Genomic DNA, 25,699 nt, shown 5'->3' on the forward strand with positions numbered 1-25,699 from the left:
GTTCTGCGTGCTGCGCGAGGTGCGCGTCTCTTTTTGTCTCCTCGTCGGGCTCGTCCCTCGGGCCGCGCCGGGCCCCCCCGCGCGGCGGGCCCCCCCCCGGCTGCTCGACGTCCGGGGTCACTGCGCCGGATAATCTGCCACGCTCAGCCGGAGGGTGAGGAACGGCGCGGTCCCGAGGCCCCAGGTCACCGACACCGCGCCCGTGCGCGCGGCACGTACCGTGACGCGGCTGCCCCCCCTCGGGGTCGGAGTGCTTCGCGATCACTGTTGCCGGCATCGGTTTCCTGCTGCGCGGCTCGGGCCAGGGGCGTCCCCCACCGAGAAGCCCGACAGGGGCGGGCCCGCGATCCCCGGCCAGCTCAAGCCCGCCTCCGCCTCCCCCGTCAACACAGGTCGATGATGCGGATCAACACCTTGTGCCGTTTGCCCAGGCCGAGATCTTCGCGGCACCCCGCCGGACAGGTTCTTCCTGATCCCGGGCAAGCGTCCCGCAGGCCACAGCGACGTCCGGTACACCGTTGGGTCCCACGAGCGCGTCATGCACTCCGGTCTGCAGCCAGTCAGCCTGGTTTGCGTCAGCCGCGGCGACGGCGAGAGCGATGAGCCTTACGGCGGCAACCGTGCCCACGCGGGCCAGGGCCTCTGCCGTCTGTCGGGTCACCGCCGTGTCCTCGACGTCCAGCAGCAGCCCCACCAGCACTTCCGCCGCCTCAGGGACATCAGCGAAGGAAGCAAGGTCACGCCCGGCACGAGCACGTTGCGTCCAGGCAGGAGACGACGCCTCGGCCAAGGCTGCCTCCAACCCACTCATCTCCTCTGGCACGATCAGACAGTCTCATGCCTGACGAAGAGGTTCGAACCTCGGACCGAAACTGCCCACACGATGGGCGAAGAACATAGAGGCCTCCGCATGCGGGGACAGGCCCGGCGGGCGGCGCCGAGGACATGGTCTTCGTTTTCGGCCGGTAAGCGGTGTTCCAGGAGTCCAGTGCCGCCCGACAGGCCCTGCTCGCGCACCGTCGGGCAGGGCCTGTGTCAATCCCTTGCGCACCGGCGCGCTCACTCCGGCCAGACCTCGGTGGCGCCGACACCAGCCTGTTCGCCCTGCCCGGCGGGCGAAGGCGCAGGTGCCGGTGAGGTCGAGCAGCAGGCAACTGTCGGCGCGCACGACGACACCGCCCTGGCGGACGCCCTCTTCACCGCCCTCGCCGCCACCACCGCCCCTGAGTCGGCGATCACGTCCCGCCCCTGCAACGGCCCGGCGGCCGCTTCCCGTCCGGGAAGCGGCCGCCGTCCGCGTCAGGCGGACAGAGCGGGGCAGGCGGTCTGCAAGCCGACGTCATCGCCGGTGGCGCGCCGGGACCCTTCGCTGCGCCGAAGAGCGAGGGCGATGGCCACGCCGAGCAGGGTCAGTGCCGCCGCGGTGTATCCGGCGGTGCGCAGGCCGGGCACCAGGTCGGGACCGCTCGTGGCGTGGGTGCCGTGGGAGGCGACGGCGATCAGGACGGCCAGGCCGACGGCGCTGCCGATCTGCTGGGTGGTGGAGGCCATGGCGGATGCGATGCCCTGGTGGGCCGCGTCCACGCCGACAGCACATCCAATCGTCGTAGCGGCCGCGTAAGCCACCGACTCGGCCTGTTCACCGTTAGGTACAGCGCCCACCGGTTTCCGAGCAGGCGAGCTGTGCGCATTCCGTCCGCCAGGCCTTCGGCCGGCGGAACATGCAGCCGGGGACCGAGATGGATGTACAGGCGCAGCGCGTCCACCTCCGAGCGACGCAGCTCCACCAGCCACTCCCCCTGCGCCGGGCCGGGTGCGGGCGTGCGTGTGGGTCGGGTGCGCCTCCCGCGCGCACCCGGCTCGGTCGGAGTGGCGGCGGGGGTCAGGGCTTTGAGGCGGGGGCGGTCGCCTGCCAGCGGGTGCCGATGGTGCGCAGCATGTTGTCGTAGACGCCGAGGTAGCGGAAGGGCTTGATGGCGGCCATGTAGAGGTGGCCGAAGGGGCCGTTGGGCTTGACGAGGACGGCCATCTGCCCGCGGTAGCCGCCGGAGCCGTCCGGGACCCAGCCGAGGTGGAGCACGCCGTGCATGGTGCGGTTGGCGATCTCGGCCGCCCACTCGCCCTCGGTCTCATAGACGGTGGTGAAGCGGGGGTTGCGGGAGGACCGCAGGTCCTGGCGGAGGTCGTCGGGCAGCCGGTCGCGCAGAGTCGGCACCCGCGCGCCCAGGCCGGCGTCCGGCTTGTCCCACCCGAACAGCGCACCGAGCTTCCAGCGGATCGCGAAGAGGGCGCGGGCGACGCGCGAGGTCACGAACGGCTCCCGGGCGGCGCCTGTCCCGCTGAAGAGGGCGACCAGACGGGGCCAGTCGCCGGGGCCGCCCGGAGTCGGCAGCGCCCAGACGTCCTCGACACGGAAGTCGTGGGCGATGGCGTGGATGCGCCAGGGACGGGAAGTGTGCGCGGTTTTGGGAAGCCTCATGCCGAGCCCCTGTCTATACGGTGGCGTATAGATCTAGGCTAGTCCTGTGCGTACGGAGGCGTCTATACGGGTCCGTATATCGGTGAGTGGAGGAGGTACGGCATGGGAGTGACCCGTACGCCGCGCGGCGCGTGGATCGAGCAGGGGATGCGGGCACTCGCGGCCGGCGGTCCGGAGGCCGTTCGGATCGAGGTGCTGGCGCAGGCGCTGGGCGTCAGCAAGGGCGGGTTCTACGGGCACTTCCGCAACCGGGACGCGTTGCTCGGCGAAATGCTCGACACCTGGGAGCGGGAGGCCGCGGAGGCCGTGATCGAGCAGGTGGATGCCGGGGGCGGGGATGCCAGGGCCCGTCTGGAGCGGCTGTTCACCATCACCGCGGCGGCCACCGGGCCGGTGACGGGCGTGGCCTCGGAGCTGGCCATCCGCGACTGGGCGCGGCGCGACGAGGACGTGGCGGCGCGGCTGCGGCGGGTGGACAACCGGCGCATGGAGTACCTGCGCGCGCTGCTCGGGGCTTTCTGCCCCGACGAGAAGGAGGTCGAGCTGCGGTGCATGCTCATCTTCTCCCTGCGGATCGGCAGCTACTTCATCGCCGCCGAGCACGGGGGGCTCAGTCGGGCGCAGGTGATGGAGCTGGCACGGGAGCGGTTGCTGGCGTAGCGGAGAGCCCGGCCTGCGGCGGCGGCCGGCGCCAGGGGCCGCGCATGGCTGTCTGCAGCTATGTGGATCTTGGTGCACAACCCGCCGCGGGAAAGTCCGAGTGCGTGGTCGGCCGGCTCGTTCCGGTCTGCGGCCCCTTTCTGGGTGCTCCGGCAGCGTGCTGGTGGGGCGCGACGACGGTGGAGTCGACCGACACGGTCCAGCCGATGTCGTCGACGGCATCCGCTGCCACGAGGATGGCGGCGAGGATCTTCTCCAAGGTGCCGTCGATGGCCCGCCTGGTCAGCCGTTTGTGAGCGGTCTGGAACGAGCCGAGCTCGTCGGGAAGGTCCCGCCAGGGTGAGTTGGTCCGGGGTACTTCCACGCGATGGCACCGAGCGTGCGGCCGTGGTCGGCCCCGTACCGGATCAGCCGGCCTCAGTAGCTCGATCCGGTCCCACATCACATCAGTGATCAGTGACCGAACAGGCACATCCGACCAACTGATGAACCCATCAGAGAAACTCGCTCTCGTCATGGACCTGTCCAAAAGCGGGGCGGTGCGCGAAGATCACGCCCACACTGCACCACCGCACCCACGCCATCCGCAACGAAAGGATGTACATGGCTCACCGCATACCCCGCGGTCTGCTCGCCGGGGCCACCGCCACCGTGGCCCTGCTCATGACGGCCGCCTCGGCCTCCGCCACGGGGACCGCCCCCGCCGCGCTCGGTCCGCAGGCACGCGTCTTCATGGTCAACCCCGTCCAGTCGTCGGGCGACCAGACCCTCACCGACGCCAAGGACGCCGCCGACGCCGTTCCCGCCACCGCCTACGCGATCGTCGCGCTGCGCAACCTGGACGGCAGCGGCGGCCTCTCCGGCCGCTGGGCCTCGGTCCGCTCCGACACCGGCGCCTCTGCTCAGGTTGCCGAGGCCGCCTCGTACAACCGGCACGACGACCAGTTCGAGCAGGTCATGGCGTACTTCTGGGTCAACGAGGCACAGGAGTACCTGCAGGGCCTCGGCTTCGGCAGCGAGCTGCCCGGCGCCAACGACCGGGTCCAGCCGGTTCGTATCAACCAATGGGGCGCCGACAACTCCTTCTTCACCGACAAGAAGGCGGAGATCCGCTTCGGCAAGGGCGGTGTGGACGACGCCGAGGACGCCGAGGTCGTCGTGCACGAGTACGGTCACGCCGTGCACAACGCCCAGGTACCCGGCTTCGGCACCTCCCTGGAGGCCGGCTCCATCGGCGAGGCCTTCGGTGACTATCTCGCCGTCGCCGTCGGCGAGCACGCCGTCGCACGCTACGGCTGGCCGCTGAAGACCGACGTCGCCTGCGTCGCCGACTGGGACTCCGTCATGTACAGCGACGCCCCGCACTGTCTGCGCCGGATCGACTCCGACAAGACGTACGCGGACCGGGTCGGCGAGGTCCACGCGGACGGCGAGATCTGGTCCCGCGCGCTGTTCGACATCCGCACCGCCCTCGGCGCGCGCGTCGCCGACCGGATCATCGTCAACGCCCAGTTCGGCTTCGCCCCCGACACCAGCTTCGCGGCGGCCGCGAACACGACGGTCGCGACGGCGCAGAAGATGTACGGCAAGAGCGCGGCAGACGCTGTCTGCGCGGCATTCCAGGCCCGGGGCATCCCCGGCGTCGCCTGACACACGACGTCCCGGAGGCGGCAGATCCGCCGCCTCCGGGACTGGCCGTCGAGTCCTCACAGCTCCTGGGCCGGCATCGTTGCGTGGTCGAGAGAACCGTGTCCTCGCTGGCAGACTGCCGAAGGCTCCACCGCCGTCACCAACGCAAGGCCGAGCACCTTCTCGCCCTCGCCGGCATAGCCGCAGCCCTCAACGGCTACCGCCGATTGGCGTCCCTGCTCACGACCTGCGCCGGTCCTGCTGCACGTCGAAACAGACCGGTCCCATGGACTCAACCACCGCTGCCGCGTGGGCCGACGCCTCCTCGGCCATGCTCCATCACATGGCGAAGTGGATCAGCGGGCCACTGGCCCCATCGATCAACGGACCGGTCGACCAGCGCGAGGTGTCCCCGTCGTCCTCGGTGACGTCGCACCACCGCTCAAGGAGCGCCACGCCGTAAGCCGCAGGTTGCCATTCGCCGGGCGGTGCGAGGGTGGTGGGGTGTCGTGGACTTCGACGGTGAACCCGAGCGGGTCGGTATCGGTGATGGTGAGGACGACGGCGTTGGTATCGGCGACTGGGCCGCAGCGCCAGCCAAGGGCATTTGGCGGGGTGAGTTGGCTGCCTGTGTCGTCCAGGAACGCGCGGACACGCTCGGTCAGGAGGGCGGATAATGCCTCCTGCGTGATAGGGAGTATCGCGTCGGCCAGGGCGTCCAGGACGCCAAGTGGAAGCAGGCGGAGTACCTGCTTGGCCTTCTCTGGCGTTGAGAGGATCGCGGCGGCTTCCGCGGGTGTCGGCGGCAAGATTGCGCTCCGCTGATGTTGAGCCACGGAGAGCAGCGAAGAGAAGGAATCATGGCCTCCGCCGATGCCGATGCCGATGCCGATGCCGAGCATTGCTCGAGGATTTACGCGGAGCGCCGCCCGGACTCGGCCACGAGGAGAGGCCGATGGGCGTCCGTACTTTGCGTAAGTGACCCCCTTCAAAGGGAGCGATGGGCCCCCGCCCGCCCTCGCCGGAAGCGCCGCAGGCCCCTCTTCACATCCCTTCAGATCCCCGCTTCGTCGGCGACGCGGCATGCCTTGTCCACGAGCGCATCGATGCGTTCCACGGTGGGCGTGCCTGTGGCGCTCCTGTTCCTCGGTTCGTCGATCGCTCTCCTCATCACCCCCTCGGCGATCACGGCCACCTTCCACAGCCCCAGCACGTGCCAGAACGTCAGCGCCGCCGGGTCGCGGCCTGTTTCGGCCAGGTACGCCTGAGCAAGCTCGGCACGGTCCGGGAAGCCTTCGAGCGCGGAGGCGGCAAAATCGCCTACGGTTTCCTCCTCGCCCGGTCCCGGCCAGTACGCCAGCAGGCTGCCCATGTCCGCCAACGGATCCCCCAGCGTCGACAGCTCCCAGTCGAGCACCGCGGTCACCTCCCCGCTGTCGTAGGAGGTGATGACATTGCGCAGATGGAAGTCGCCGTGTACGAGCGTCAGTTCGCGCTGCTCCGGGACGGCCGCCGCAAGGCGCCGGGTGAGGTCCTCGAGGGCGGGCAACTCGCGGGTCCTTGACTTCTCCCACTGGACCGACCACCGCTTCAGCTGGCGCTGGGCATACGGCTTGTGGCTGGCGAGACCGGTCAGCCCGGTCGCCTCGAGCTCGACCGCGTGGATCTTCGCGAGCGTGCGCGGCAGCGACATCCCGATCGCCCGGCGGCGCTCGGGCGTCAGTGACCGCGCGACCGACATCCTGTCGACGACCTGGCCGTCCACGAACTCCATGAGCAGCAGCGGCACATCGGTCACAAGGGGATCATCGGTCAGCCCGAGCACCCGCGGGGTCGGGACGGCGGTGCCCTCCAGAGCGGTCAGAATCCGCGCCTCACGGGCCACGTCGTGCGCCGACTCCAGCCGGTGACCCAGCGGGGGGCGCCGCAGCACCCACCTGCGGTCTTCCCGATCCCGCACCAGGTAGGTCAGGTTGGACTGGCCGAGCCCGATCCGGTCGTAGGTCAGCGGTCCGGCGAAGTCGACGCCGAGGATCCTGAACCAGCGGTTCATCGCCCCGGCGTCGATTCCGACGATGTCCGTACTAGACACCGATGCCGACTCCTTGCCTGAACGGGAGCGCGTCACCGAGCAGTTGCCCACCGTCGATCACCAGGGTCTCGCCGGTGATCCAACTCGCGGCGTCCGAGACGAGGAAGGCGACCGCCGAGGCGATGTCGACCGGCTCCCCTATGCGCCCGAGCGCCATCGAGGCGGAGACAGCCTCCTCGTGCTCCTTCCACAGAGCCTCGGCCAGCTTGGTGCGCACCACACCCGGTGCCACCGCGTTGACGCGGACCTTCGGCGAGAGTTCCAGGGCGAGTTGCTTGGTGAGATGGATCAGTGCTGCCTTCGACGCGTTGTACAACCCGATGTTGGCCTCGCTGGCCAGGCCGCCGACCGACGCGGTGTTGACGACCGCACCGCCGTGCTCGCCCATCCAGGCCCGGGTGGCCAGACCCGTCCACAGGACGGGAGCCCACAGGTTGACGTCAAAGGTCTTGGCGAACCGGCCGTGGTCCTGGTCGATGACCGGACCGAAGGCCGGGTTGGTCCCCGCGTTGTTGACGAGGATGTCCAGGGTGCCGAAGCGCTCGAGCGTCATATCCACACAGCGCCGGGCCGCCTCTTCGTCGACCGCGTGCGCGCCCACGCCGACCGCTGTGCCTCCGACCTGGGCCGCGGCCGCGTCCGCCGCCTCCTGGGAGCGGGAGGTGAGGACGACGTTCGCGCCGGCGGCGGCGAGGGCCTGGGCGATCGCCAGCCCGATACCGCGCGAGGCGCCGGTGACGACGGCGGTGCGACCGGTGAGATCGAGTCCCGCCACCTCAGTTCACCGCCGTCGTGGCCGTGTCGCGGTACTGCCGCAGCTCCTGCTTGGCGATGGCTCGCTTGTGGACCTCGTCGGGACCGTCCGCTATCCGCAGCGTCCGCAGGTACGCGTACATCATGGCCAGCGGGAAGTCGTCGGTAACGCCCGCTGCTCCATGCACCTGGATCGCCCGGTCGATGATCTTCAGCGCGATGTTCGGGGCCGCCACCTTGATGGCGGCGATCTCGGTGCGCGCTTCCTTGTTCCCGACGGTGTCCATCAGGTACGCGGCCTTGAAGGTGAGCAGGCGGATCATCTCGATGTCGATCCGCGCTTCCGCGATCCAGTCCTGGATGTTGGAGCGTTCCGCGACCGGAGTGCCGAAGGTCACCCGTGACTGCGCGCGGCGGCACATCAGCTCCAGCGCCCGCTCGGCCGCGCCGATCGCCCGCATGCAGTGGTGGATACGACCGGGGCCGAGCCGGGCCTGGCTGATCGCGAAGCCCTCGCCCTCGCCCTTGAGGACGTCCTTGGCCGGCACCCGTACGTCGTGGAAGTCGATCTCGGCGTGCCCCTCCCGGTCCTGGTAGCCGAACACCGGCAGGCCGCGCATCACCGTGATCCCGGGCGCGTCGATGGGGACGACCATCATGGACTGCTGCCGGTGCGGTGCGGCGGTGGGGTCCGTCTTCCCCATGACGATGAGCACCTTGCAGTTGCGGTGCAGGGCGTTGGACGCGAACCACTTGCGGCCGTTGAGCACGTACTCGTCGCCGTCACGCTCCATCCGCAGCTCGATATTGGTGGCGTCGGAGCTGGCGACCCGCGGCTCGGTCATCGCGAAGGCCGAGGCCATCGTTCCGTCGAGGAGGGGCTTGAGGTACTTCTCCTTGTGCTCGTCGCTGCCGAAGAGGGTGAGCACCTCCATGTTGCCGGTGTCGGGAGCGTTGCAGTTGCACGCTTCGGAGGCGATGTGGCTGCGCCCCATGATCTCCGCCAGCGGCGCGTACTCGAGGTTGGTCAGCCCCGGCCCCCACTCGGGGTGCGGGTGGAAGAGGTTCCACAGTCCGCGCCGGCGCGCCTCCGCCTTGAGTTCCTCGATGATCGGCGGGTGGAAGTGCGGGTCGCCCGACGCGAGCATCTGCTCGTGATAGACCGCCTCGGCGGGATAGACGTGCGCATCCATGAACTCCAGCAGATCCGCCTGGTACTTCTTGGCGCGGTCCGACATCTCAAACAAGGACATCCGAACTCCTGAGGGTTAGAGGGAAATTGGGCTTGGCTGGCGGGTTCACGGCTACGCCCGCAGGGAGCTCTGGTAGCGGCGCATCCCGCGCAGCCACCGGTCGTAGTCCGAGCCCTTCTGCCGGTACATCTGAAGAACGTCTTCGTGCGGCAGGATCAGGAAGCGCTCGTCCTCGATCGCGGCCAGGACGGCGTCGGCGACTTCGGCCGGCTCCAGGACGTCACCCGCGGACGTGACGGCCCGCGCCGCCGCTCTTCCCAGCGCGTCCCCGGAGTCCTCTCCGGAGGACAGCATCCGGGTGTTCACGCCCATCGGGCACAGGCAGCTGACCCGGAGGCCGCCGTCGCCGTAGGTGACACTCAGCCATTCGGCGAAGGCGACAGCCGCGTGCTTGGTGACGGCGTACGTGGCGGAGCCGATCTGGGTGAGCAGCCCGGCCGCCGAGGCGGTGCTGACGAAGTAGCCCTCGCCGCGTTCGAGCCACCCCGGCACCAGCAGCCTCGCCGCACGGATGTGGGCGCGAAGGTTGACGTCGATCGAGAGGTCCCAGTCCTGCTCCGTCGCCTCCAGGCCGGGGGCCCCGGCGATGCCCGCGTTCGCGAAGTAGAGGTCGACCGGACCGAAGGTGTTCTCGGCCAGGGCGATCAGCTGCTGGATCTGGGCGGTGTCCGACACATCGGCGCCGGCGCTGACGGTGCTTCCCGGATGGTCGGCGTTGACTCTCTCCGACACCGCCCGAGCGGTCTCGGCATCGAGGTCCGAGACGGCGACTCGGGCACCCGCGCGAGCGAGCCGCGCGACCAGCGCGCCACCGATGCCGCCACCACCACCGGTGACGATGGCGACTCTTTCTGCAACGTGCACGGCGGACCCTCTCCGTTGACGGGGTGCGATACTCCCCGACCTGTATAATTGAATCCGACGTCAAGTTCAACACCTGCCCGCAGGGTGCCGCGAAAAAAGAGCCGCAAGAAAAAGAGCCGCTCATCCCCCGCGGGGGATGAGCGGCTGTCAGGCCGGCGGATCAGTGGTGGCCGGGGAACCGCAGGGCGTTCGCCCAGAGCCGGGTCACCGTGGACACGAGTTCCTCGAAGTCCACCGGCGTACGTTCTTCCTGCCCCTCGCTGAGCACGAAGGCGTGGTAGGCCATGACGCTGACCATCCCCGACAGAGCACGGGAGGCCATCATCGGATCGACCTCGCGGTCCGCGACACCCCGTGCCTGCAGTTCGGCGATGCCCCGGGCATTGCGGCGGATGAACGCCTCACCGCGACGCCTTCGGAACTCACGGAACTCCGGCTCCACCTGGGCGACCTGCTCCAGCAGCGCCATCAGCTTCGCGTTCCGCTTGTACGCCGCGAGATACGCCCGGTTGCTCGCCTTGAGCACCGCATAAGGATCGTCGGTACCCTGCACCCGGCCCATGCCGGGGTGCATCATGTCCTCCTGCGCCTCCAGCAGGACGGCGGCAAGCACCTCTTCCTTGTTGGCGAAGTAGGTGTAGAAGGATCCGGCCGCGCAGCGAGCCTCCTTGGTGATGTCGGTCAGGCGCGTGTCCAGGTAGCCGTCCCGTTCGAACACCTTCCGCGCGGCCTTCACCAGAGCGGCCCGCGTCCGCGCCCCCCGCTGTGTCGTCGGCGGCTCGCGCAGCTGCGAGAAGGGCGCCACCGGCGGTGCCTGCTCGCTGTCGGTCTCCTCTGGCGCAGTGGTGTCCATCCGCGGGATTTTACTTGAATCCGACGCCATAGTCACAAATTCCGGAGGGGCAGGGGGGCCCGGTTTGATGTCCCGGTCTACGAGGTCAGCGGCGGGCGGCAGCGTCGCCGAGCGCGCTGTCGCGGTGGAGAGCGCTGCGGTCGATGGACCGCTTGAGGATCTTCCCCGTCGGGCCCTTGGGCAGCGCGTCCACGAACCGGACGATGCGCGGGATCTTGTACGCGGACAGTCGCTCCCGCGCCCACCCCGACACCTCGGCGGCACCGAGTTCCGAACCGGGCCGGGTCGCGATGAGCGCGGCGACCTCCTCGCCGTAGTGGTCGTCGGGAACGCCGATCACGGCTGCCTCGACGATGTCGGGGTGCTCGTAGAGAACCTCCTCGACCTCACCGGGGTAGACGTTGTAGCCGCCGCGGATGATCAGGTCCTTGATACGGTCGACGATGCGCAGGTCCCCGTCCGTGTCCTTTTCGCCGAGGTCGCCGGTCCTGAACCAGCCGTCGGGTGAGATCGCCGCGGCGGTGTCCGCGGGGCGGTTCCAGTAGCCGCGCATCACCGTGGGCCCCTTGATGTGGACCTCGCCGACACTACCCGGCGGGCACTCCTTGCCATCGGCGTCGCGCACCTGGACCTGCAGCCCCGGGACCGGCCTGCCGGTATAGCCGGTCTTGCCGCCGCGGTCGATGTCGTTGAAGGTGCCGAACGCGGTGGTCTCGGTGAGCCCGTACCCTTCGAGAATCGTGCAGCCGAATCGGGCCTCGAAGGCCCGCGCGATCTCCCCGGGCAGCGAGGCGCCGCCGGAGACGGCGACACGGAGCTGGGCGAAGTCCGCCGGGTTCGCGTCGCCCGCCGCGTGCAGCATCGCGTTCCACATGGTCGGCACGCCGGCCATGATGGTGAGCCGGTCGCGGCGCAGCATGTCCAGCATCGACGCGGGGTCGAACCGGGCCAGCAACGACACCGAGCCGCCCGCGGTCAGGGCCGCCATCATGACCGACGCCTGACCGAAGACGTGGAACAGCGGGAGTCCGGTGCCCGTACGGTCGGCGCTCGAGGCGCGGCTGCACTGGGCGCCGATCTCCCCGGCGGACAACAGGTTGCCGACCGTGAGCTGGGCCCCCTTCGGCCGTCCGGTGGTGCCGGAGGTGTACAGGATGGCCGCGGTCTCGTCACGGTCCCGGTCGACGACGTCGGCAGGGGTTGCTCCGGTGACCGACGCGCCCGGGGACAGCGTCCAGAAGGGCACCTTGAGCGCCGCGGCCGCCTCGGCGACGGCGGGGCCGAGGGCGTGCCATGCGATCGCCGACGAGCACCCGGCGTCGCCGAGAACGTACTCGGCCTCGGCCCGGGTGGTCATCGTGTTGACCGGCACCACGACACAGCCCGCAGCCTGGATCCCGAGGTAGGCCACCACGAACTCGGGCACCGACGGCGCCGCGAGCAGCACCCGGTCCCCGGGGGACAAGCCCGCGGCGGCCAGGGCGCCGGCGTACCGGAGGCTCGCGTCACGCAGCTGAAGGTAAGTCCACTGATCGCTGGCGCCGCGCAGGGCGATGTTGTCGGGAGTGGCGGCCGCGTGGCGGCACACAGGATCCAAAATGCTGGTCATGGGAGGTGCCTTCCGGGGGTGTGAGCAGATGTCGGTGCGGGTCTCGCCCTCGCCGATCGGTTGGGTTGGCCCGGCCTCCCCGGCAAGCCTTCAGCCGGGGGCCGGATGGCGCACCTGGCTGCGCCGATCCGCCGAGCGGTCAGGTGGTGATACCGAAACGTTCGGCGAGTTGGCGGCGGGTGTCGGCCGCACCGGTGTGCAGCACGCCCCCGATTCCGATCCGCGCCGCCCCGTCGAGGTTCTGTTGCAGGTCGTCGATCATGACCGCCTCCTCGGGGTCGACGCCGAGGCGTTCGCATGCGATCGCGTAGATCCGGCGGGAGGGCTTGCGGATCCCGACCTCGGAGGAGATGACGACCACATCCGCGACAGCGGCGAGGTCGACGCCGTCGTAGGTGCCGGTGCCGAACGAATTGGACACCAGCGCGACGGGACGGCCGGCGGCTCGAAGATCACCGAGCAGCGCCAACATGTCCTGGTCGATCGACATCCCCGCTTGCATCCGGGCAGTGAGGCCCTCGGCCGGCACGTCGGCGCCGTGGACGCGGAGACGCTCGGCGAATCCTCGTTCGAAGGCCTCGGCGTCGATGCGGCCGCTCTCGTGGTCGGCCAGGAGGGTACGTGACTGCTGGTCGCGGGCGAGGAGGTCCAGCGGCAGGCGGGGATCGCCGCCGAGCGAGGCGCCGAAGTCGGTGAAAGCCTGCAACACGCTGGAGGTGATGACCCCGCCGAAGTCGACCAGGATCGCGGTTCGGTCCTTCCCCATCACGCGACCTCGAACAGTCCGGCAGCGCCCATTCCGCCACCGACACACATGGAGATCACCACATACCGGACGCCTCGGCGCTTGCCCTCGATGAGGGCGTGTCCCACCAGGCGGGCACCGGTCATTCCGTACGGATGGCCGACCGAGATCGCGCCGCCGTTGACGTTGAAGCGCTCGGGGTCGATGTGCAGCTCGTCCCGGCAGTACAGCGCCTGGGAGGCGAACGCCTCGTTGAGTTCCCACAGGCCGATGTCGTCGATGGTGAGGTTGTGCTGCTTCAGCAGCTTCGGAATGGCGAATACCGGACCGATGCCCATCTCCTCCGGCCCACAGCCGGCCACGGTCATACCCCGGTAGACGCCCAGCGGTTCCAGTCCGCGGCGCTCCGCCTCCCCCGCCTCCATCAGCACCGACGCCGAAGCCCCGTCCGACAGCTGCGAGGAGTTGCCCGCGGTCACGCTGGAGTGCGCGCTCACCTGACCGTCGGGCAGCACGGGCGCGAGCCCGGCCAGGCCTTCGAGCGTCGTCGACGCGCGATTGCCCTCGTCCCGGGTCAGGGTGACCTCCTCGTCCCGCACCTTCCCGGACTGCTTGTCGAGCACCTTCTTGACGCTGCTGAGCGCGACGATCTCCTGGTCGAACCGGCCGGCCTCCTGCGCCGCCGCGGTGCGCTGCTGCGACACCAGCGCGAACTCGTCCTGGCGCTCCCGGCTCACGCCGTAGCGTTCGGCGACGATCTCCGCCGTCTGCAGCATCGGCAGGTAGATGCCCGGCTTGTGCTCGGCCAGCCAGGGATCCGTCATGCGGTGGGTGTTCATGTGGTCGTTCTGCACCAGGGAGATCGACTCGACACCGCCGCCGACCGCGACCTGCATGCCGTCCGCGACGATCTGCTTGGCGGCCGTGGCAATGGCCATCAGGCCCGACGAGCACTGGCGGTCGATCGTCATCCCCGACACGGCGTCCGGAAGTCCGGCGCGGAGAGCTGCCTGGCGCGCGATGTTGAAGCCGGAGGAACCCTGCTGCACGGCGCAGCCGAACACGACGTCCTCGACCTCGCCACCCTCCAGCCCCGCGCGCTGCACCGCGTGCCGAAGGGCATGAGCGGCGAGTTCCTGCGCCTGGGTGTCGTTGAACGCACCGCGGTAGGCCTTTCCGATCGGCGTCCGTGCCGTCGAAACGATGACTGCTTCCCTCATGTCGCCTCACTGCTTCCTGTTGGTCCGGTTCGTCCGGGAGCTCCGGGGCCGAAATGCCGAGCTCCGTGAGCCGGGCTCGATGCGAGGAGGTGGTGCCGAACGCCAACTGCGGCGCTGCGAGCGCGCATTGACCGTCTCCTTCCCTGACCGATGACAGCACCATGGCCGCGGAAGGAACGGAAAGCCGGCCTCCGGGTCGGTTATAGTTGAACTCGGCGTCATGTTCAACCATGACCGTGGGCCGCTCGGTCTTGACAGCGCGCCTCCTTGCCTGAAAGGTACCGACCAGTCGGTATGAAGAGGTGGGTCGTGACCGAGCTGAGCATCTCCACCGGTGCGGGCGTGTTCGACGCGACCGTGGCGGGTCCGCGCGAGGGCCGCCCTGTGCTGCTGCTGCACGGGTTCCCGCAGACGGGACTGGTGTGGCAACGCCAGATCGCGGCGCTGGCCGCCCGCGGCTACCGAGTGGTGGCGCCCGACCAGCGTGGGTACTCCCCCGGCGCCCGCCCCCAGCGGCCCGAGGACTATCGCATCGGCCTGCTCGTCGACGACGTGGTCGCGATCACGGAGGAACTGGGCTGGGCGGCCTTCGACCTGGTCGGCCACGACTGGGGAGGCGCGGTGGCCTGGTGGACCGCTGACGCCCACCCGGGGCGCGTACGTACCCTGACGGTCGTCTCCACCCCGCACCCCGGCGCCCTGGCCGCCACTCTGCGCACCGACGAGGACCAGCGCAGTCGCTCGCACTACATGATCGACTGGCGCGAAACGCCCGCGACCGAGGAACGCATGCTCGCCAACGACGCCGAAGCGCTTCGCGCCGCCTACGCCGGAAAGGTCCCGCAGGACAAGGTCGACGCCTATGTGCGGCACCTGTCCCAGCCGGGCGCTCTCACCGCCGCGCTGAACTGGTACCGGGCGGGCCGCCCCGGCGGCGCGATCGGCGTCATCGACGTGCCCACGCTGTACGTCTGGAGCACGGAGGACCGCGCGTTCGGCCCGGTGGCCGCGTTGGAGACCGGTAAGTGGGTCAACGGGCCGTACCGGTTCGAGATCCTCCAAGGCGTCAGCCACTGGGTCCCCGAGGAGGCGCCCGAAGCGCTGAGCCGCCTGCTGCTCGACCACCTACGAACACACGGCGCGAACTGAACCGCAGCCAACAACCCGTTCGTCGACTCCCGAAGAGGTGACCCCATGAAAGCAGCGCGCGCGGCCTGGCGCCGTCTCGAGCCCGTACACGCCATGATCTACTTCGCCCCCGAAGCGAGGCGACGGTACGCGGATCTCGGCCTCAGCGGCCGGGCCGGGTACTTCACGTCCCGGAGCGCCGCCTTCGGCCGAGCACCGGCCGAGCTGATCATCTCGACCTTCTACAACTTCAACCCCGGCTTCGTACGGAAGGCGGTCGACGGGGCCTGGGACGCAGCGACCCCGCAGCAGGTCCTGGACGCACGGTACACCGCTGCCGGCGAGGCCCTGCGCCGGGCGGGAATTGACGAACTGCCCGCCTTGGACGAAGTCCTGGCACTGACCCGCAGGGCCGCCGAGGCCGCCTGCGAACTCCCACAGGGCCGCCCGCTGTTCGCCGCGCATGCCGCGCTGCCCTGGCCGGACGAACCGGTGCTGCAACTGTGGCACGCCCAGACGCTGCTCCGGGAGTTCCGTGGAGACGGCCATGTCGCGTGCTTGCTGAGCGAGGGCGTCGGAGGCTTGGAGTCCCTGATTCTGCATGCTGCCACCGGTGAGGTTCCCGTCGACTTCCTCAAGGCGAGCCGCGCATGGCCCGAGGAGGAGTGGGCCGACACCGAGGAGCGCCTGCGTGAGCGAGGTCTCCTCGACGGCGACTCCCTCAGCCCGGAAGGCGTACGCCTGCGCCAGCGCATCGAGGACCGCACCGATCACCTCGCCCTCCCCGCTTACGCCGCCCTGGGCGACCCCGATTGTGAGCGGCTCGCCGAACTCGCAAGCACCTTCGGCCGAGCCGTCGTCGACGCCGGTCTTCTCAAAGTCGGCTGACCGGGTACGGCAGTGGAGGGGTAACGAGCCACGCTGTCGCAACGACGCAACGTGGACTGCCTCGTTGATGTCGTCGCGTACCAGCCCCCGTCCCTCGGTGGCGGCCAGGCCCTTCGGCCCGTGTTTCCTCTGGAGCCGACGGTAATGCGGCGCGGGAGCCGTTCCAGGCGCATCACCACCGAGGGGCCCACACGGTGCCGCCGAAGCTGTTGAGCGTGCCGACACCTTTCTCGACGATGGCGACCTTCCAGTCGGCGAAGCGCTTGTCGACGATCGCGTTTCCGGAGCCGGAACCGATGACCACAAGATCGAAGTGGTTGTCCATGAAGGAGATCATCCCTATCGGCTCGGGAAGGTGACGCTGCTGTGGATGCGCGCTCCGATGCTCGAAGCCTGGTCCGACAGCGCGCGCGTGCGCGAAACCGAACAGAGCCGCGGGCGTGCCGCCGGGCCCGGACATGTCGTGGATCTCCTGCAGCGGGCCGGTCCTGCTGAACGCCGCGCCGGCCAGCCCATCGTTCCGCCAGAAGGCGGCGGGGTAGCGGGCGACGACCTTGGCGACGGCTCCCATCCACACCGGGGTGGAGCGGGCCAGCCGTACGAGGTCGGCGGGGAGCGCATGACGGAAGTCGATGCGTTCCAGGGCCAGGGCAGGCGGGAGAGCCAGCACCACGTGCCGGGCGCGCAGTGTGCCTGACGACGTGTCCACCTCCAGGCCGCCGCTGCCTTGGCTGTGCGTGCGAATGGCGGTGACGGCCGTGCGCAGCCGCACGGTACCTTCCGGCAGCGCGGCAGCCATGGCGGAGGGGAGACCGCCACCCTCCTCGTCAACGCGGCCGGCGTCTTCGCCCCGAAGAGCTTCCTGGACCACACCTCTGAAGACTACGACCGCTACCAGGCCATCAAGCGCGCGTTCTTCTTCCTCACCCAGCACCTCGCGATGGAGCTCGCCTCGCACGGCATCCGCGTCAACGCCGTCGCCCCCGCGGTCGTGCGCACGCCGATCTACGAGGAGTTCATCCCGAAGTCGGACGTCGACTCCGCCCTCGACGGGTTCAACGACTTCCACCCGATCGGCCGGACCGGCACGCCCGACGACGTGGCCGCCACCGTCGTCTTCCTGCTGTCGAACCACACCGAGTGGGTCACCGGCGCCGTCTGGGACGTCGACGGCGGCGTCATGGCCGCTACTGCTCACCCAGCCCTGACGCCACGCCCGGAAGACGCAGCCACAACCCAGCCCGTCTTCCGGGCAATCTGTCGTGCTCGGGGCCCGAACACAGAGCCCCGAGCAAGCTTGATCAGACGGGCCGCATCCCCCACAGCGGGACCAGCCTGCTCACCGCCCTGTCGATCTCCAGGGCGCACTCGTAGAGCTCCTCACGGGGCCTGCCCCAGGGGTCCGGGATGTCGTCGTCGGCCGGCGGGACCGGGGACGCGACACCGCGGCGGGTGGCCGCCGCCGCCACCACGGCCTCGAATCCGTCCGCCCCCCCCACCCCCCGCCCCTCCCCCATTTGCGAGCCGCACGAATTCCTTCAGGGTGAAGCAGCGCCGCATCGCCGCCGGCGCGAGGCGCACGGCTGCCTCCCGGTGCTCGCGCGCGAGACCGAGGACCAGCGGGGCGCCCGCCATGAGCTGGGCGGTGAGCGGGCGGGAGGCGAATCCGGAGCCGTCGCCGCCCAGCTCTTCCAAGACCGCCCGGGAGTTGTCCTCCATACAGAAACGGTGCCACGCCTGCGTGCCGGCGCTCTCGGGCCGCAGGGCCGAGCCTGGCGGCAATCTCGCCGCCAGCAGGCGCTCGGCGAACACCGAGCGGTGCATGTTCCCCGTGCAGACGAACAGGATCCGAGTCATTTCCCGTCCGTGGGACGCGTCACCGCGGAGGCGGCGCTTCCCTCCAGCGTGGCCGACGCACGCGGAGCGGGCAGCTCGCCGTACTGCCCATGGGCGCCGTAACGGCCGTAACGGCCGCCCTTGGGAACTGGAGCCATGCTGAACACGGTGCCCAGCACGCGGACGCCCACACGCTCCAGCGATTCCTTGGCGTTGCACACTTGGTCCCGGTTGGTCTTCGCGGCCCGTACGACGAGTAGCGCCCCCTGGGAGAGAGGCGCCAGCCCCACGGTGTCGGCGACCGGCAGCAGCGGCGCAGTGTCGACGATCACGACCTTGTACAGGTCCGCGAACTCGCGCAGCACCTCTTCCATGCGCGCCGAGGCGAGCAGTTCCGCAGGGTTCGGCGGTACGGCACCGCTGGCGAGCACCGAGAGCCCGCCGGCGACATGCTGCATCACATCCTCGACGCGGGCTTGCCCGATGAGCACCGTGGTCAGGCCCGCGTCCTGGACGAGGCCGAAAGCCGGCGCCACCCGCGGGTGGCGCAGGTCGCCGTCCACAAGGCAGGTGGAGACGCCTGCCTCGGCGAGCGAGCGGGCGAGGTTGATCGCGGTGTTCGTCTTGCCCTCACCGGGCACCGAGCTCGTCACCACGATGATCCGCGGCGGGTCGTCGACCTGTGAGAACTGCAGGTTGGTACGCAGTTTGCGGAACGCCTCGGCGCGCTTGGAGTGCCCGTCGGCACTGACGAGCGGCTGCCTTGGCGCGTTCCTGTCGTACGGGATCGTACCGAGGCCGGGCAGAGCGATGAACGCGCCCAGTGCCTCGCTCGTCTTGAACGCGGGCCCGGATTCGTACCACGGGAGCGCCGGGTCCCCCCGCGTCGACGCGCACCAGGCGCCGGTCCACGGCGACGGTGATCGGGCCTGCCGGTCCGGGCGCGAGCCGACGCGCCATCCACAGCGGTACGCCCTCGGCTCGGGCCCGGGCGGCCAGAGCGGCCACGTGTTCTGGGCCACCACACCGCCGTACCGCCAACGCGCCGAGCCCGCAGGCGAATTCGGCGGCCTTTCGGACCTTCACCGGCGTGGTCGTGCCGGTGATGCGGGTCACCGGTACGACGCCGCTCCCGTCCGCCAGCCGCTCCAGCGGGCGCTCCACCCCTCCGCCCCCGAGCCAGCAACCACGCTGGAACGCCTCGGCCATCGCAGCGAGGCTCAGCTCGCTCATCGGCGTCGTCCGACCGCCTCTGCGCAGCCGTCCTCGGTCAACTCCACGGTCCGCGCCAGTGGATTCCATGACCGCTCGCCATAGAGCGTCTCGCTCACTGCAACCTCCACCACAGGTACCCAGGCCCTTGGGCCGCCCTACTTGCTGATGGCGAAGCGCATCAGGGCGTGTTCGTCGCCTTGCTTGATCTTCCCGGTCTGGTTGATCACTTCGAGTTTCCAGGTCCCGCCGTGGCGCACCGCCTTGGCCACGGCACAACCGTTGTCCTGGGTGAGGAGGCTGGGCCAGATGTCCGCGACCTGCTGGGAGTTGCCGCCGGTCGCGTCGTAGACCTTGAAGCTGATGTTGCGCGCCTTCTGGAAGGAGCTGCCCTTTTTGAATGCGGCGGCGACGAACACGATCGACGTGATATGGGACGGTATCCGGGCGAACTCGACGGTCACCGTCTCGTCGTCGCCGTCCCCGTGTCCGGTCTGGTTGTCGCCACTGTGCACCAACGAGCCGTTTCCCATGGGGTCGAGCGAGTCGAGACCAGCCAGGCGTACCGGGTCACCGCCCTGCATGGCGACGGCGATCAGGTCAAGGTCCGTGCCCTGCTTGCGGCGCAGCGCACCCAGCACTCCGCCGCTGGTCCCGGCCGTGGCGTCCCAGGACACCCCGATGGACAGATGGGTCACCCCGTCGAGGTCTGCCGGGCCGTCTTCTTTGGTGAGCGTGATCATGTATCGGCCATCCCTTTCGAAGCACAACTACAACATGCAGAGTGTGCCCGGGCCCTCGGCGGTTCCAAGAGACCGGTCCTCCTAGGCAGCGTCTTGTCGATGACGTGTCGAGCCAGATGAGTGTGCCGACCAGGGTGACGGCGGCGAGGTAGCGGTCGGGCTGTTTCTCGTAGCGGGTGGGGATGCCGCGCCACTGTTTGAGGCGGTGGAAGCAGCGTTCGGCGACGTTGCGGCCGACGGTAGACGGCTCTGTCGAAGCCGCAGGGGCGTCGCTCTTGAAACTCCAGAAGTGCGGACGCTGGCCCCGGCCGCCACAGCTGCCCGGTAGCACTCATCCACCAGGTGAATGAACACGCGGTCACGGCGGTCACCCGCCTCCCTGGTGCCGCGCCATCCGGGCGCTCCGCGTTCCCCTTGTTCGCGTGCGATCTCACCGCAGAAACGCCCGTCGAGTTTCACCGCGAGCTTCTCGAGGGACAGGTGGCCGATGCGGAAGCGCTGCAACAGCGGGACGGGCGCGGGTTGGAATGGCTGTCGCGCGCACCGACGACAGCGGCCCCGGCTGCGGTGCGTGCGGTGCCGAGCGACACCTCTGGCGCATCGTCCCGGGCGGGCAGGTCCCGAAGACCTGCCTGCGCCGCGCGTGACCCTCCCGCGCGCATGACGATGCCCCGCACCGATCAGTGCGGGGCATCTTGGTGTTGTTGGTCAGGCGGCGAACCCGATGTTCGTCACGAACTCGTACTGGCCCCATTCGGACCCGGGGTCGACCACGGCATCGTCGACCCATGCGTCGTCGTGGGCATGGTCGTCGCCGGCCGCCCATGCGGCGACGATGCGGCCCAGCGGCGGACGTCGAGTGTGCGGTAGCTCGTGGCGCGCTGTCGCGGCCCGGGAACCTGCGACTGGTCGTGCGGGTGGAACTCCACGCAGGTTCCGCGGCCGTCACGGTTGTGCCGCTGTTGGGCCGGCGATACATGTCCCAAACGGACTGGCAGGGCTCCATGGGCGTGGCTTGCTTGACCCACCAGGCCGCCGCCCGCAAAGTCGGAATGCGGCACCGTGACAGCGCCGCGTCCCTCTGCCGGCCGGTCCCTGGTCCATGGGTGGCGGACGGCCCTGACGCCCAGGAGCGACTGGTCCGATGGTCCTTGACCTGGTCGTGATCGGCACGGCCATCACACTGGGGCCTTTGCACAACAGCGCCTTCATCCTGCTGCTCTCCTCGCGGCGCGGCGTCCGTCAGGGTCTGGCATTCCTGTTGTCGTGGCTGGCCAACCTGATCGTCTTGATTGCCGTCGTGGTGCTGCTGACCGGCGGTCAGCCCCCGGCCCGCCACAGCTCGCCCTCGACCGCCGCCCTCGCCGCGAAACTCACCATCGGTCTGGCGCTGGTGCTGTACGGCGCGCACCGGCGGCACAGGCCGTCCCGCCCGCACGGCCCACCGCGCTGGGCCGCCCGGATCGACAACGCCTCCTGGGTCACGGCAGCCGGTCTGGCGTGGCTGCTGCAGCCCTGGGGACTGGTCGGCGCCGGTGCTGCGACGGCCCTCGAGGCGAACCTCTCAACCGCCGAGAGCTGGCTCGCGCTGACCGGCTACTGCCTGCTGGCCACCCTCAGCCTCATCGTCATGGAGATGTACGCGGTCTGGGCACCTGCGGCCGCGGAGGCCCGGCTGAACGCCCTGCGGAACTGGCTGGACCAACGCCAGGAGGAGCTGATTGTCACGCTCTCCCTCCTCGCCGGCCTGTGGCTGACGGCCGCGAGCATCTACCAGCTGGTCGCCTGACGCAGGCGGCCCAAGCTGCGATCACCTCCCTCGTCGGGCTCGACAGTGATCGACGAGGAACCCTTCGGGGAGGTATCGGGGCCTGCAGGATTCAGCTGGCGCGTTGCAGCGTCGGCGGTGTCCAGTCCCCGGTGAGGGGCGGCCGCTGGGGCCAGTAAAGGCGCAGGAAAACATTGAAGCTGCCCGCTGGGGCGGGTAGCCAGTTGCTCTCGCAGTCGGGGCCGGGGTTGTCGTGCTGGAGGTAGATGTCCAGGGACCGTCGGGGTTGGTCCGCATGCCGCTGCGGTCGCCGATCGCGTAGCGGTTCAGCACGTTGTCGGCGAAGAACTGGCGCTCGTTCGTCATCGTCAGGGACCAGGAGCCGTCGACGGGCGGGGTCTGACCGCGTCGAAGTGGAGCACGTAGGTGTGGGCACCGTCGAGGGACCGACCGTCGGCGTCGCCTGCGACGAGTACGGCCGACCGTTCCGTTTGACGCCCCATCAGTGCAGGCACCCTTGCGCCTGCCACCTGATCAGCCGTGACGTCCCGCAGCAAGGCGTACGCGTTCTCCTCGGCGATGAATAGTCCCGGATGATCGCCCACTCCGGGCGGGGTTGGGGGCAGCTCGTAGCCCAACCGCATGGTGCGCTCGGGTGACGTACGGTCGCGTTGCGCGCCGGTCTGCTCACCCACAGTGCAGGGTGCTTCCGTGCGGGAAGCCGGGTATGCGACGGCTCCTGTGTCTGTCCTGACGGGCCGGCCGGCGCCCAGCCTTCCTTCTGCGCGTCGTCCGGTCCTTCAGGGCGTCCGTGGAAAAGGCCGAAGGAGAGAACGTGGTGACAGGAAACGTCAACGCGAGCCTCGGGGTGGTGTCCGCGCAGCTCCTCAGGGGCCAGAAGGCGCTGGTGACCGGTGCCAATTCGGGCATCGGCCTGGCGACCGCCATTGCCCTGGGCCGGGCCGGAGCGGACGTCGTGGTCAACTATGTCGTCGGTGCGGACGAGGCAGATGAAGTCGTGAAGCAGATCGAGGGCTTCGGTGTCCGCGCCTACGCCCACCAGGCCGACGTGTCCGACGAGGACCAGGTGGTCGCCATGGTCGCGCGTATGGTCGAGGAATTCGGCACCATCGACATCATGGTGGCGAACGCGGGCCTGCAGCGGGACGCAGACGTGACGGAGATGACGCTCGCCCAGTGGCAGAAGGTCATCGACGTCAACCTGACGGGCCAGTTCCTGTGCGCGCGGGAGGCCGCCAAGGAGTTCATTCGGCGCGGCGTGGTGGAGGAGGTCTCCCGCTCGGCGGGAAAGATCATCAGTATGAGCTCGGTTCACCAAATCGTCCCGTGGTCAGGGCACGTCAACTATGCTTCTTCCAAGGGCGGTGTGGCCATGCTGATGCAGACCCTCGCCCAGGAGCTCGCCCCCAAGCGAATCAGGGTCAATGCGATCGCTCCCGGCGCTGTCCGCACACCGATCAACCGCGACGCGTGGTCCACCCCCGAGGCCGAGGCCGACCTCCTGCGCCTGATCCCGTACCGCCGCGTGGGCGAGCCGGACGACATTGCCAACGCCGTCGTCGCCGTGGCCTCCGACCTGCTCGACTACGTCGTAGGCACCACCCTCTACGTCGACGGCGGCATGACGCTCTTTCCCGGCTTCGCCACCGGAGGCTGATCTCCGATGCAGGATCACGTCACGCCCCGCCGGGTGGTGATCCTCGGTGGGGGGTTCGCCGGGCTGTTCGCCGCGCGTGCCCTGCGCAAGTCACCGGTCGCGGTGAGCGTGGTCGACCGCCGCGCCCACCACCTCTTCCAACCGCTGCTGTACGTGGCGTTGCGTCAGCCCAGCTGGCGCCGTCCGTGTCCAGGGTGACTCGGTTTTCGGGCAGCGGGAGATCCTCCCCCCACTCGCAGGAGACGCCGATGTCGGGGGCGGCCGGGATGGTGGTGACCGAGATGACGACGCCGAGCAGCGCAGTGGTCCTGGCCTGGGTCAGGGACATGATCCCGACGATGCCCGCCGGCACCGCTACGTCCACGGAGAAGAAGTTGGGTTCTCAGCCGTGAAGTCGCCAAGCGGCGCAGACTGCCGGTGATCTACAGATGAGCATGCCGGGCACACGAGGCCGGTCGCGTCGCGCGGAGGCCACCTCCCGAAGCGGCATCCACTCATCTCACCGGCGCCCCGCGTCAGCCCGACGAGGATGTCTCGGGGGTGCGGACACCGGGGCGCGGGGCCGGGGTCAGTCGGGCCGTGACGACGTGGCACAGGACGACGGCCACGATCACCAGCGGCATGACGGTCACGCCGTCCCGCCCCAGCAGCAGCGTGGCGAGCAGGACGGACGTCATCGGCAGCCTCAGCATGGCTACCGACATCGCCCCGATGCCCATGGCGGCGCCGGCGATGACGGGTAGTGCTGGAAGGTGGGACAGGGCGATACCGCCCACAGCGCCCAGGTACATCGCAGGGAAGATCGGTCCGCCGCGGAAGGCAGCCAGTGACGCCCCATAGGCTAGCCACTTGCACGCCAGCAGCAGGGTCAACGCGCCTGCGGAGTAGGTCGCGTTGTGCGTGAGCAAGCCGGGCAACGCAACCTGCCCCGAGAACAGCACGTCGGAAGCGTTCTTGCCCGACCCCTCGGCGTAGGCGATGGCGAGCCCCGCCACGAGCAGGCCGGCCAGCGGTGTCAGCAGCAGCCTCCGCTGGTTCACGTACGGTTGGGCCCAAAGCGCGAGACGGCGCACGCCGGTGCCGGTGAACGCCGCCGCCAACCCGACGACGAGAGCCCAGCCGAACTGGGCGATGTCCGGGGCATGCACCTCCGGAAGGTCGGGGATCGACAACGTGGCCGTGCCAAGGCCGGTCCACGAGCCGAGGCCGGTGAAGACGAGTGAGCCGACTCCCGCGGCGAGCAGGCCTGGCAGCAGGACCACACCCATGACCGGACCGGCCAGTCCGGCCGCCTCCATCAGCAGGAACGCTCCCAGCAGCGGCGACCCCAACAGCGCGCTGATGGCTGCGAAGCTTCCAGCGGCGCCGATCACCCGCTGGGTCTTGGCGTCGGTGCCGGGCCGCAGCAGACGAACGGCGTACACCGCCACACCTCCACCAAGCGCGATCAGCGGTGCCTCCGGCCCGATCACCGCGCCGAAGGCGAGTGAAGCCAGCGCCGCGAGCAGGATGCCGGGCAGTGCCGAAGCGGTCGGGGCACCCTCCGTACTGAGCCCTTCGGCCGGCGGATGACCGCCGTTGCCGGGCAGGTACTGGACGGCCCCTGCCACCAGCAGGCCCGCCGTGACCAGCAAGGGCAGCGGCCACCAGATCGGCGCCCCGTGAAATCCCAGGTCCTCCGGGAGGTCGGAGTACAGCGCGCTCTGGAGGTGCGACACTGCCTGCAAGAAGCCGTAGGCGCCGGCCGACAGGGCGACGCCCAACAAGGCCGTGATCAAAAGAAGCGCCAGGTAGTTGTTGGACCGCAGCGGGGCGTAAGGGTCTGCGGCCGCCCTCACGGCGGGGCTTCCGGCCGGTGCCTCCGATGGCATGAAGTCGTCTCCTCAGAGCTGTGATTCCGAGCCGGTCGACGTGGCCGGCCCATGGCCGGCCTTTCTTCAATGGTCGGTGTCTTCCCCGCCCTGCCCGTCAGCGGCTCGCCGATGTGATGCACCGATCGATCAATCGCATGACACGCAGGTCTGAACGGCTGGGTGCAGCGCGTCGTATCGCTGCCGACCGCATTCGCCGGCGCCTCGTCCGGCACCACAGCTGGTGCAGGGCCGTGTGAGCTCGATCATCGGCACCGGAGCATGTGGTGCGTCTGCTGTCCTTCGAGCCTCGCGATCGGATGCGCATGTGCCACGTCAATCGTCGAATCGGCTCCACTCGATGTCAGCACGTGGCGGCCCGGTGGCCCCAGCGTCCCTTGAGGACGGCGTGACCAAAACCTCGGGGTCCGGTTACACA

25 protein-coding genes and 6 pseudogenes are annotated in these 25,699 nt (G+C 69.6%); 9 read left to right on the top strand and 22 right to left on the bottom strand.

What is annotated here, in order from left to right; genetic code table 11:
* Positions 1 to 406: 406 nt before the first annotated feature.
* The 3 genes from ACF1GV_RS39270 to ACF1GV_RS39280 form a co-directional block, all read right to left on the bottom strand.
* Positions 407 to 823, bottom strand: a complete 417-nt coding sequence (locus ACF1GV_RS39270; RefSeq protein WP_391691322.1) for a hypothetical protein — start codon at positions 821 to 823, stop codon at positions 407 to 409.
* 476 nt (positions 824 to 1,299) lie between these two features.
* Positions 1,300 to 1,584: a hypothetical protein gene (locus tag ACF1GV_RS39275; protein WP_391691324.1), complete on the bottom strand. Its 285-nt coding sequence runs from the start codon at positions 1,582 to 1,584 to the stop codon at positions 1,300 to 1,302.
* A 298-nt stretch (positions 1,585 to 1,882) separates the two neighbouring features.
* Positions 1,883 to 2,479, bottom strand: coding sequence for a DUF2867 domain-containing protein (locus tag ACF1GV_RS39280; RefSeq protein WP_391691326.1), 597 nt, complete (start codon positions 2,477 to 2,479; stop codon positions 1,883 to 1,885).
* A gap of 102 nt (positions 2,480 to 2,581) precedes the next feature.
* Here ACF1GV_RS39280 and ACF1GV_RS39285 point away from each other — a divergent pair, with 102 nt between their 5' ends.
* Positions 2,582 to 3,139 carry a TetR/AcrR family transcriptional regulator gene (locus tag ACF1GV_RS39285; protein WP_391691329.1) on the top strand — a complete coding sequence of 186 codons (558 nt, stop codon included), beginning with the start codon at positions 2,582 to 2,584 and terminating at the stop codon, positions 3,137 to 3,139.
* Between the two features lie 58 nt (positions 3,140 to 3,197).
* Here the strand turns inward: ACF1GV_RS39285 and ACF1GV_RS39290 are convergent, their stop codons facing one another.
* The gene (locus tag ACF1GV_RS39290) at positions 3,198 to 3,656 is read right to left on the bottom strand and encodes a transposase (protein WP_391691332.1); all 459 of its coding nucleotides are present in this window, start codon (positions 3,654 to 3,656) and stop codon (positions 3,198 to 3,200) included.
* Positions 3,657 to 3,742: 86 nt separating this feature from the next.
* Between ACF1GV_RS39290 and ACF1GV_RS39295 the strand changes: the two genes are divergently transcribed.
* Together ACF1GV_RS39295 and ACF1GV_RS39300 are read left to right on the top strand one after the other, a co-directional pair.
* Positions 3,743 to 4,789: a M4 family metallopeptidase gene (locus ACF1GV_RS39295; protein ID WP_391691335.1), complete on the top strand. Its 1,047-nt coding sequence runs from the start codon at positions 3,743 to 3,745 to the stop codon at positions 4,787 to 4,789.
* A 47-nt stretch (positions 4,790 to 4,836) separates the two neighbouring features.
* Positions 4,837 to 5,004, top strand: a pseudogene (locus tag ACF1GV_RS39300) (IS5/IS1182 family transposase); the annotation flags it as partial.
* A gap of 144 nt (positions 5,005 to 5,148) precedes the next feature.
* Here the strand turns inward: ACF1GV_RS39300 and ACF1GV_RS39305 are convergent.
* From ACF1GV_RS39305 to ACF1GV_RS39345, 9 genes are all read right to left on the bottom strand, one after another.
* A complete protein-coding gene (locus tag ACF1GV_RS39305) occupies positions 5,149 to 5,670 on the bottom strand; it encodes a hypothetical protein (RefSeq protein ID WP_391691338.1) in 522 nt (173 codons plus the stop codon).
* 152 nt (positions 5,671 to 5,822) lie between these two features.
* On the bottom strand, positions 5,823 to 6,911 hold the full coding sequence (locus tag ACF1GV_RS39310; RefSeq protein ID WP_391691341.1) for a phosphotransferase family protein: 1,089 nt from the start codon (positions 6,909 to 6,911) through the stop codon (positions 5,823 to 5,825).
* Entirely contained in the window at positions 6,853 to 7,635 is a 783-nt protein-coding gene (locus ACF1GV_RS39315; protein ID WP_391691344.1) for an SDR family oxidoreductase, read from the bottom strand. The genes ACF1GV_RS39310 and ACF1GV_RS39315 overlap by 59 nt, the downstream gene beginning before the upstream one ends.
* 1 nt (position 7,636) lies before the next feature.
* Complete coding sequence (locus ACF1GV_RS39320; RefSeq protein ID WP_391691346.1) at positions 7,637 to 8,866, bottom strand: acyl-CoA dehydrogenase family protein; 1,230 nt, start codon at positions 8,864 to 8,866, stop codon at positions 7,637 to 7,639.
* 51 nt (positions 8,867 to 8,917) lie between these two features.
* Positions 8,918 to 9,730 (bottom strand): SDR family oxidoreductase, encoded by an 813-nt coding sequence (locus tag ACF1GV_RS39325; protein WP_391691349.1) that lies wholly within the window; start codon positions 9,728 to 9,730, stop codon positions 8,918 to 8,920.
* 160 nt (positions 9,731 to 9,890) lie between these two features.
* The gene (locus tag ACF1GV_RS39330; RefSeq protein WP_391691352.1) at positions 9,891 to 10,583 is read right to left on the bottom strand and encodes a TetR/AcrR family transcriptional regulator; all 693 of its coding nucleotides are present in this window, start codon (positions 10,581 to 10,583) and stop codon (positions 9,891 to 9,893) included.
* 85 nt (positions 10,584 to 10,668) lie between these two features.
* The gene (locus tag ACF1GV_RS39335; protein ID WP_391691355.1) at positions 10,669 to 12,192 is read right to left on the bottom strand and encodes an AMP-binding protein; all 1,524 of its coding nucleotides are present in this window, start codon (positions 12,190 to 12,192) and stop codon (positions 10,669 to 10,671) included.
* Positions 12,193 to 12,331: 139 nt separating this feature from the next.
* The gene (locus ACF1GV_RS39340) at positions 12,332 to 12,958 is read right to left on the bottom strand and encodes an HAD family hydrolase (RefSeq protein WP_391691358.1); all 627 of its coding nucleotides are present in this window, start codon (positions 12,956 to 12,958) and stop codon (positions 12,332 to 12,334) included.
* Complete coding sequence (locus ACF1GV_RS39345) at positions 12,958 to 14,157, bottom strand: acetyl-CoA C-acyltransferase (RefSeq protein WP_391691361.1); 1,200 nt, start codon at positions 14,155 to 14,157, stop codon at positions 12,958 to 12,960. Before ACF1GV_RS39345 ends, ACF1GV_RS39340 begins: the two co-directional genes overlap by 1 nt.
* 318 nt (positions 14,158 to 14,475) lie before the next feature.
* On the opposite strand from ACF1GV_RS39345, the gene ACF1GV_RS39350 reads away from it, so the two are divergent.
* Both ACF1GV_RS39350 and ACF1GV_RS39355 read left to right on the top strand, forming a co-directional pair.
* Positions 14,476 to 15,306 carry an alpha/beta fold hydrolase gene (locus tag ACF1GV_RS39350; protein WP_391691471.1) on the top strand — a complete coding sequence of 277 codons (831 nt, stop codon included), beginning with the start codon at positions 14,476 to 14,478 and terminating at the stop codon, positions 15,304 to 15,306.
* Positions 15,307 to 15,351: 45 nt separating this feature from the next.
* Positions 15,352 to 16,173, top strand: a complete 822-nt coding sequence (locus tag ACF1GV_RS39355; protein WP_391691364.1) for a hypothetical protein — start codon at positions 15,352 to 15,354, stop codon at positions 16,171 to 16,173.
* Positions 16,174 to 16,345: 172 nt separating this feature from the next.
* Here ACF1GV_RS39355 and ACF1GV_RS39360 read toward each other — a convergent pair whose 3' ends face one another.
* On the bottom strand, positions 16,346 to 16,972 hold the full coding sequence (locus ACF1GV_RS39360; protein ID WP_391691473.1) for an FAD-dependent oxidoreductase: 627 nt from the start codon (positions 16,970 to 16,972) through the stop codon (positions 16,346 to 16,348).
* Between ACF1GV_RS39360 and ACF1GV_RS39365 the strand changes: the two are divergent.
* Positions 16,907 to 17,293, top strand: a pseudogene (locus tag ACF1GV_RS39365) (SDR family NAD(P)-dependent oxidoreductase); the annotation flags it as partial. The gene ACF1GV_RS39360 and the pseudogene ACF1GV_RS39365 sit on opposite strands and share 66 nt — an antisense overlap.
* A gap of 181 nt (positions 17,294 to 17,474) precedes the next feature.
* Here the strand turns inward: ACF1GV_RS39365 and ACF1GV_RS39370 are convergent.
* The 5 genes and pseudogenes from ACF1GV_RS39370 to ACF1GV_RS39390 form a co-directional block, all read right to left on the bottom strand.
* The gene (locus ACF1GV_RS39370; RefSeq protein WP_391691485.1) at positions 17,475 to 17,672 is read right to left on the bottom strand and encodes a hypothetical protein; all 198 of its coding nucleotides are present in this window, start codon (positions 17,670 to 17,672) and stop codon (positions 17,475 to 17,477) included.
* Positions 17,673 to 17,760: 88 nt separating this feature from the next.
* Positions 17,761 to 18,030 (bottom strand): annotated as a pseudogene (locus tag ACF1GV_RS39375) (low molecular weight phosphatase family protein); the annotation flags it as partial.
* Positions 18,027 to 19,031, bottom strand: coding sequence for a CpsD/CapB family tyrosine-protein kinase (locus ACF1GV_RS39380; protein ID WP_391691367.1), 1,005 nt, complete (start codon positions 19,029 to 19,031; stop codon positions 18,027 to 18,029). The pseudogene ACF1GV_RS39375 and the gene ACF1GV_RS39380, both read right to left, overlap by 4 nt.
* Positions 19,032 to 19,379: 348 nt before the next feature.
* The gene (locus ACF1GV_RS39385) at positions 19,380 to 19,964 is read right to left on the bottom strand and encodes a TerD family protein (protein WP_391691370.1); all 585 of its coding nucleotides are present in this window, start codon (positions 19,962 to 19,964) and stop codon (positions 19,380 to 19,382) included.
* Positions 19,965 to 20,672: 708 nt separating this feature from the next.
* Positions 20,673 to 20,923 (bottom strand): annotated as a pseudogene (locus ACF1GV_RS39390) (transcriptional regulator); the annotation flags it as partial.
* A 185-nt stretch (positions 20,924 to 21,108) separates the two neighbouring features.
* Between ACF1GV_RS39390 and ACF1GV_RS39395 the strand changes: the two are divergent.
* Positions 21,109 to 21,753 (top strand): GAP family protein, encoded by a 645-nt coding sequence (locus ACF1GV_RS39395; protein WP_391691373.1) that lies wholly within the window; start codon positions 21,109 to 21,111, stop codon positions 21,751 to 21,753.
* A 91-nt stretch (positions 21,754 to 21,844) separates the two neighbouring features.
* On the opposite strand, the pseudogene ACF1GV_RS39400 reads toward ACF1GV_RS39395, so the two are convergent.
* Positions 21,845 to 22,098, bottom strand: a pseudogene (locus tag ACF1GV_RS39400) (DUF1214 domain-containing protein).
* A gap of 472 nt (positions 22,099 to 22,570) precedes the next feature.
* Between ACF1GV_RS39400 and ACF1GV_RS39405 the strand changes: the two are divergent.
* Both ACF1GV_RS39405 and ACF1GV_RS39410 read left to right on the top strand, forming a co-directional pair.
* Positions 22,571 to 23,410 (top strand): SDR family oxidoreductase, encoded by an 840-nt coding sequence (locus ACF1GV_RS39405; RefSeq protein ID WP_391691476.1) that lies wholly within the window; start codon positions 22,571 to 22,573, stop codon positions 23,408 to 23,410.
* 6 nt (positions 23,411 to 23,416) lie between these two features.
* Positions 23,417 to 23,608: an FAD-dependent oxidoreductase gene (locus ACF1GV_RS39410; protein WP_391691376.1), complete on the top strand. Its 192-nt coding sequence runs from the start codon at positions 23,417 to 23,419 to the stop codon at positions 23,606 to 23,608.
* Positions 23,609 to 23,648: 40 nt separating this feature from the next.
* On the opposite strand, the pseudogene ACF1GV_RS39415 reads toward ACF1GV_RS39410, so the two are convergent.
* Both ACF1GV_RS39415 and ACF1GV_RS39420 read right to left on the bottom strand, forming a co-directional pair.
* Positions 23,649 to 23,789, bottom strand: a pseudogene (locus ACF1GV_RS39415) (DUF389 domain-containing protein); the annotation flags it as partial.
* A 136-nt stretch (positions 23,790 to 23,925) separates the two neighbouring features.
* A complete protein-coding gene (locus ACF1GV_RS39420) occupies positions 23,926 to 25,281 on the bottom strand; it encodes a chloride channel protein (RefSeq protein ID WP_391691379.1) in 1,356 nt (451 codons plus the stop codon).
* Between the last annotated feature and the right edge of the window lie 418 nt (positions 25,282 to 25,699).

This window comes from Streptomyces sp. NPDC014006, from assembly GCF_043088925.1.
GTDB lineage: Bacteria > Actinomycetota > Actinomycetes > Streptomycetales > Streptomycetaceae > Streptomyces.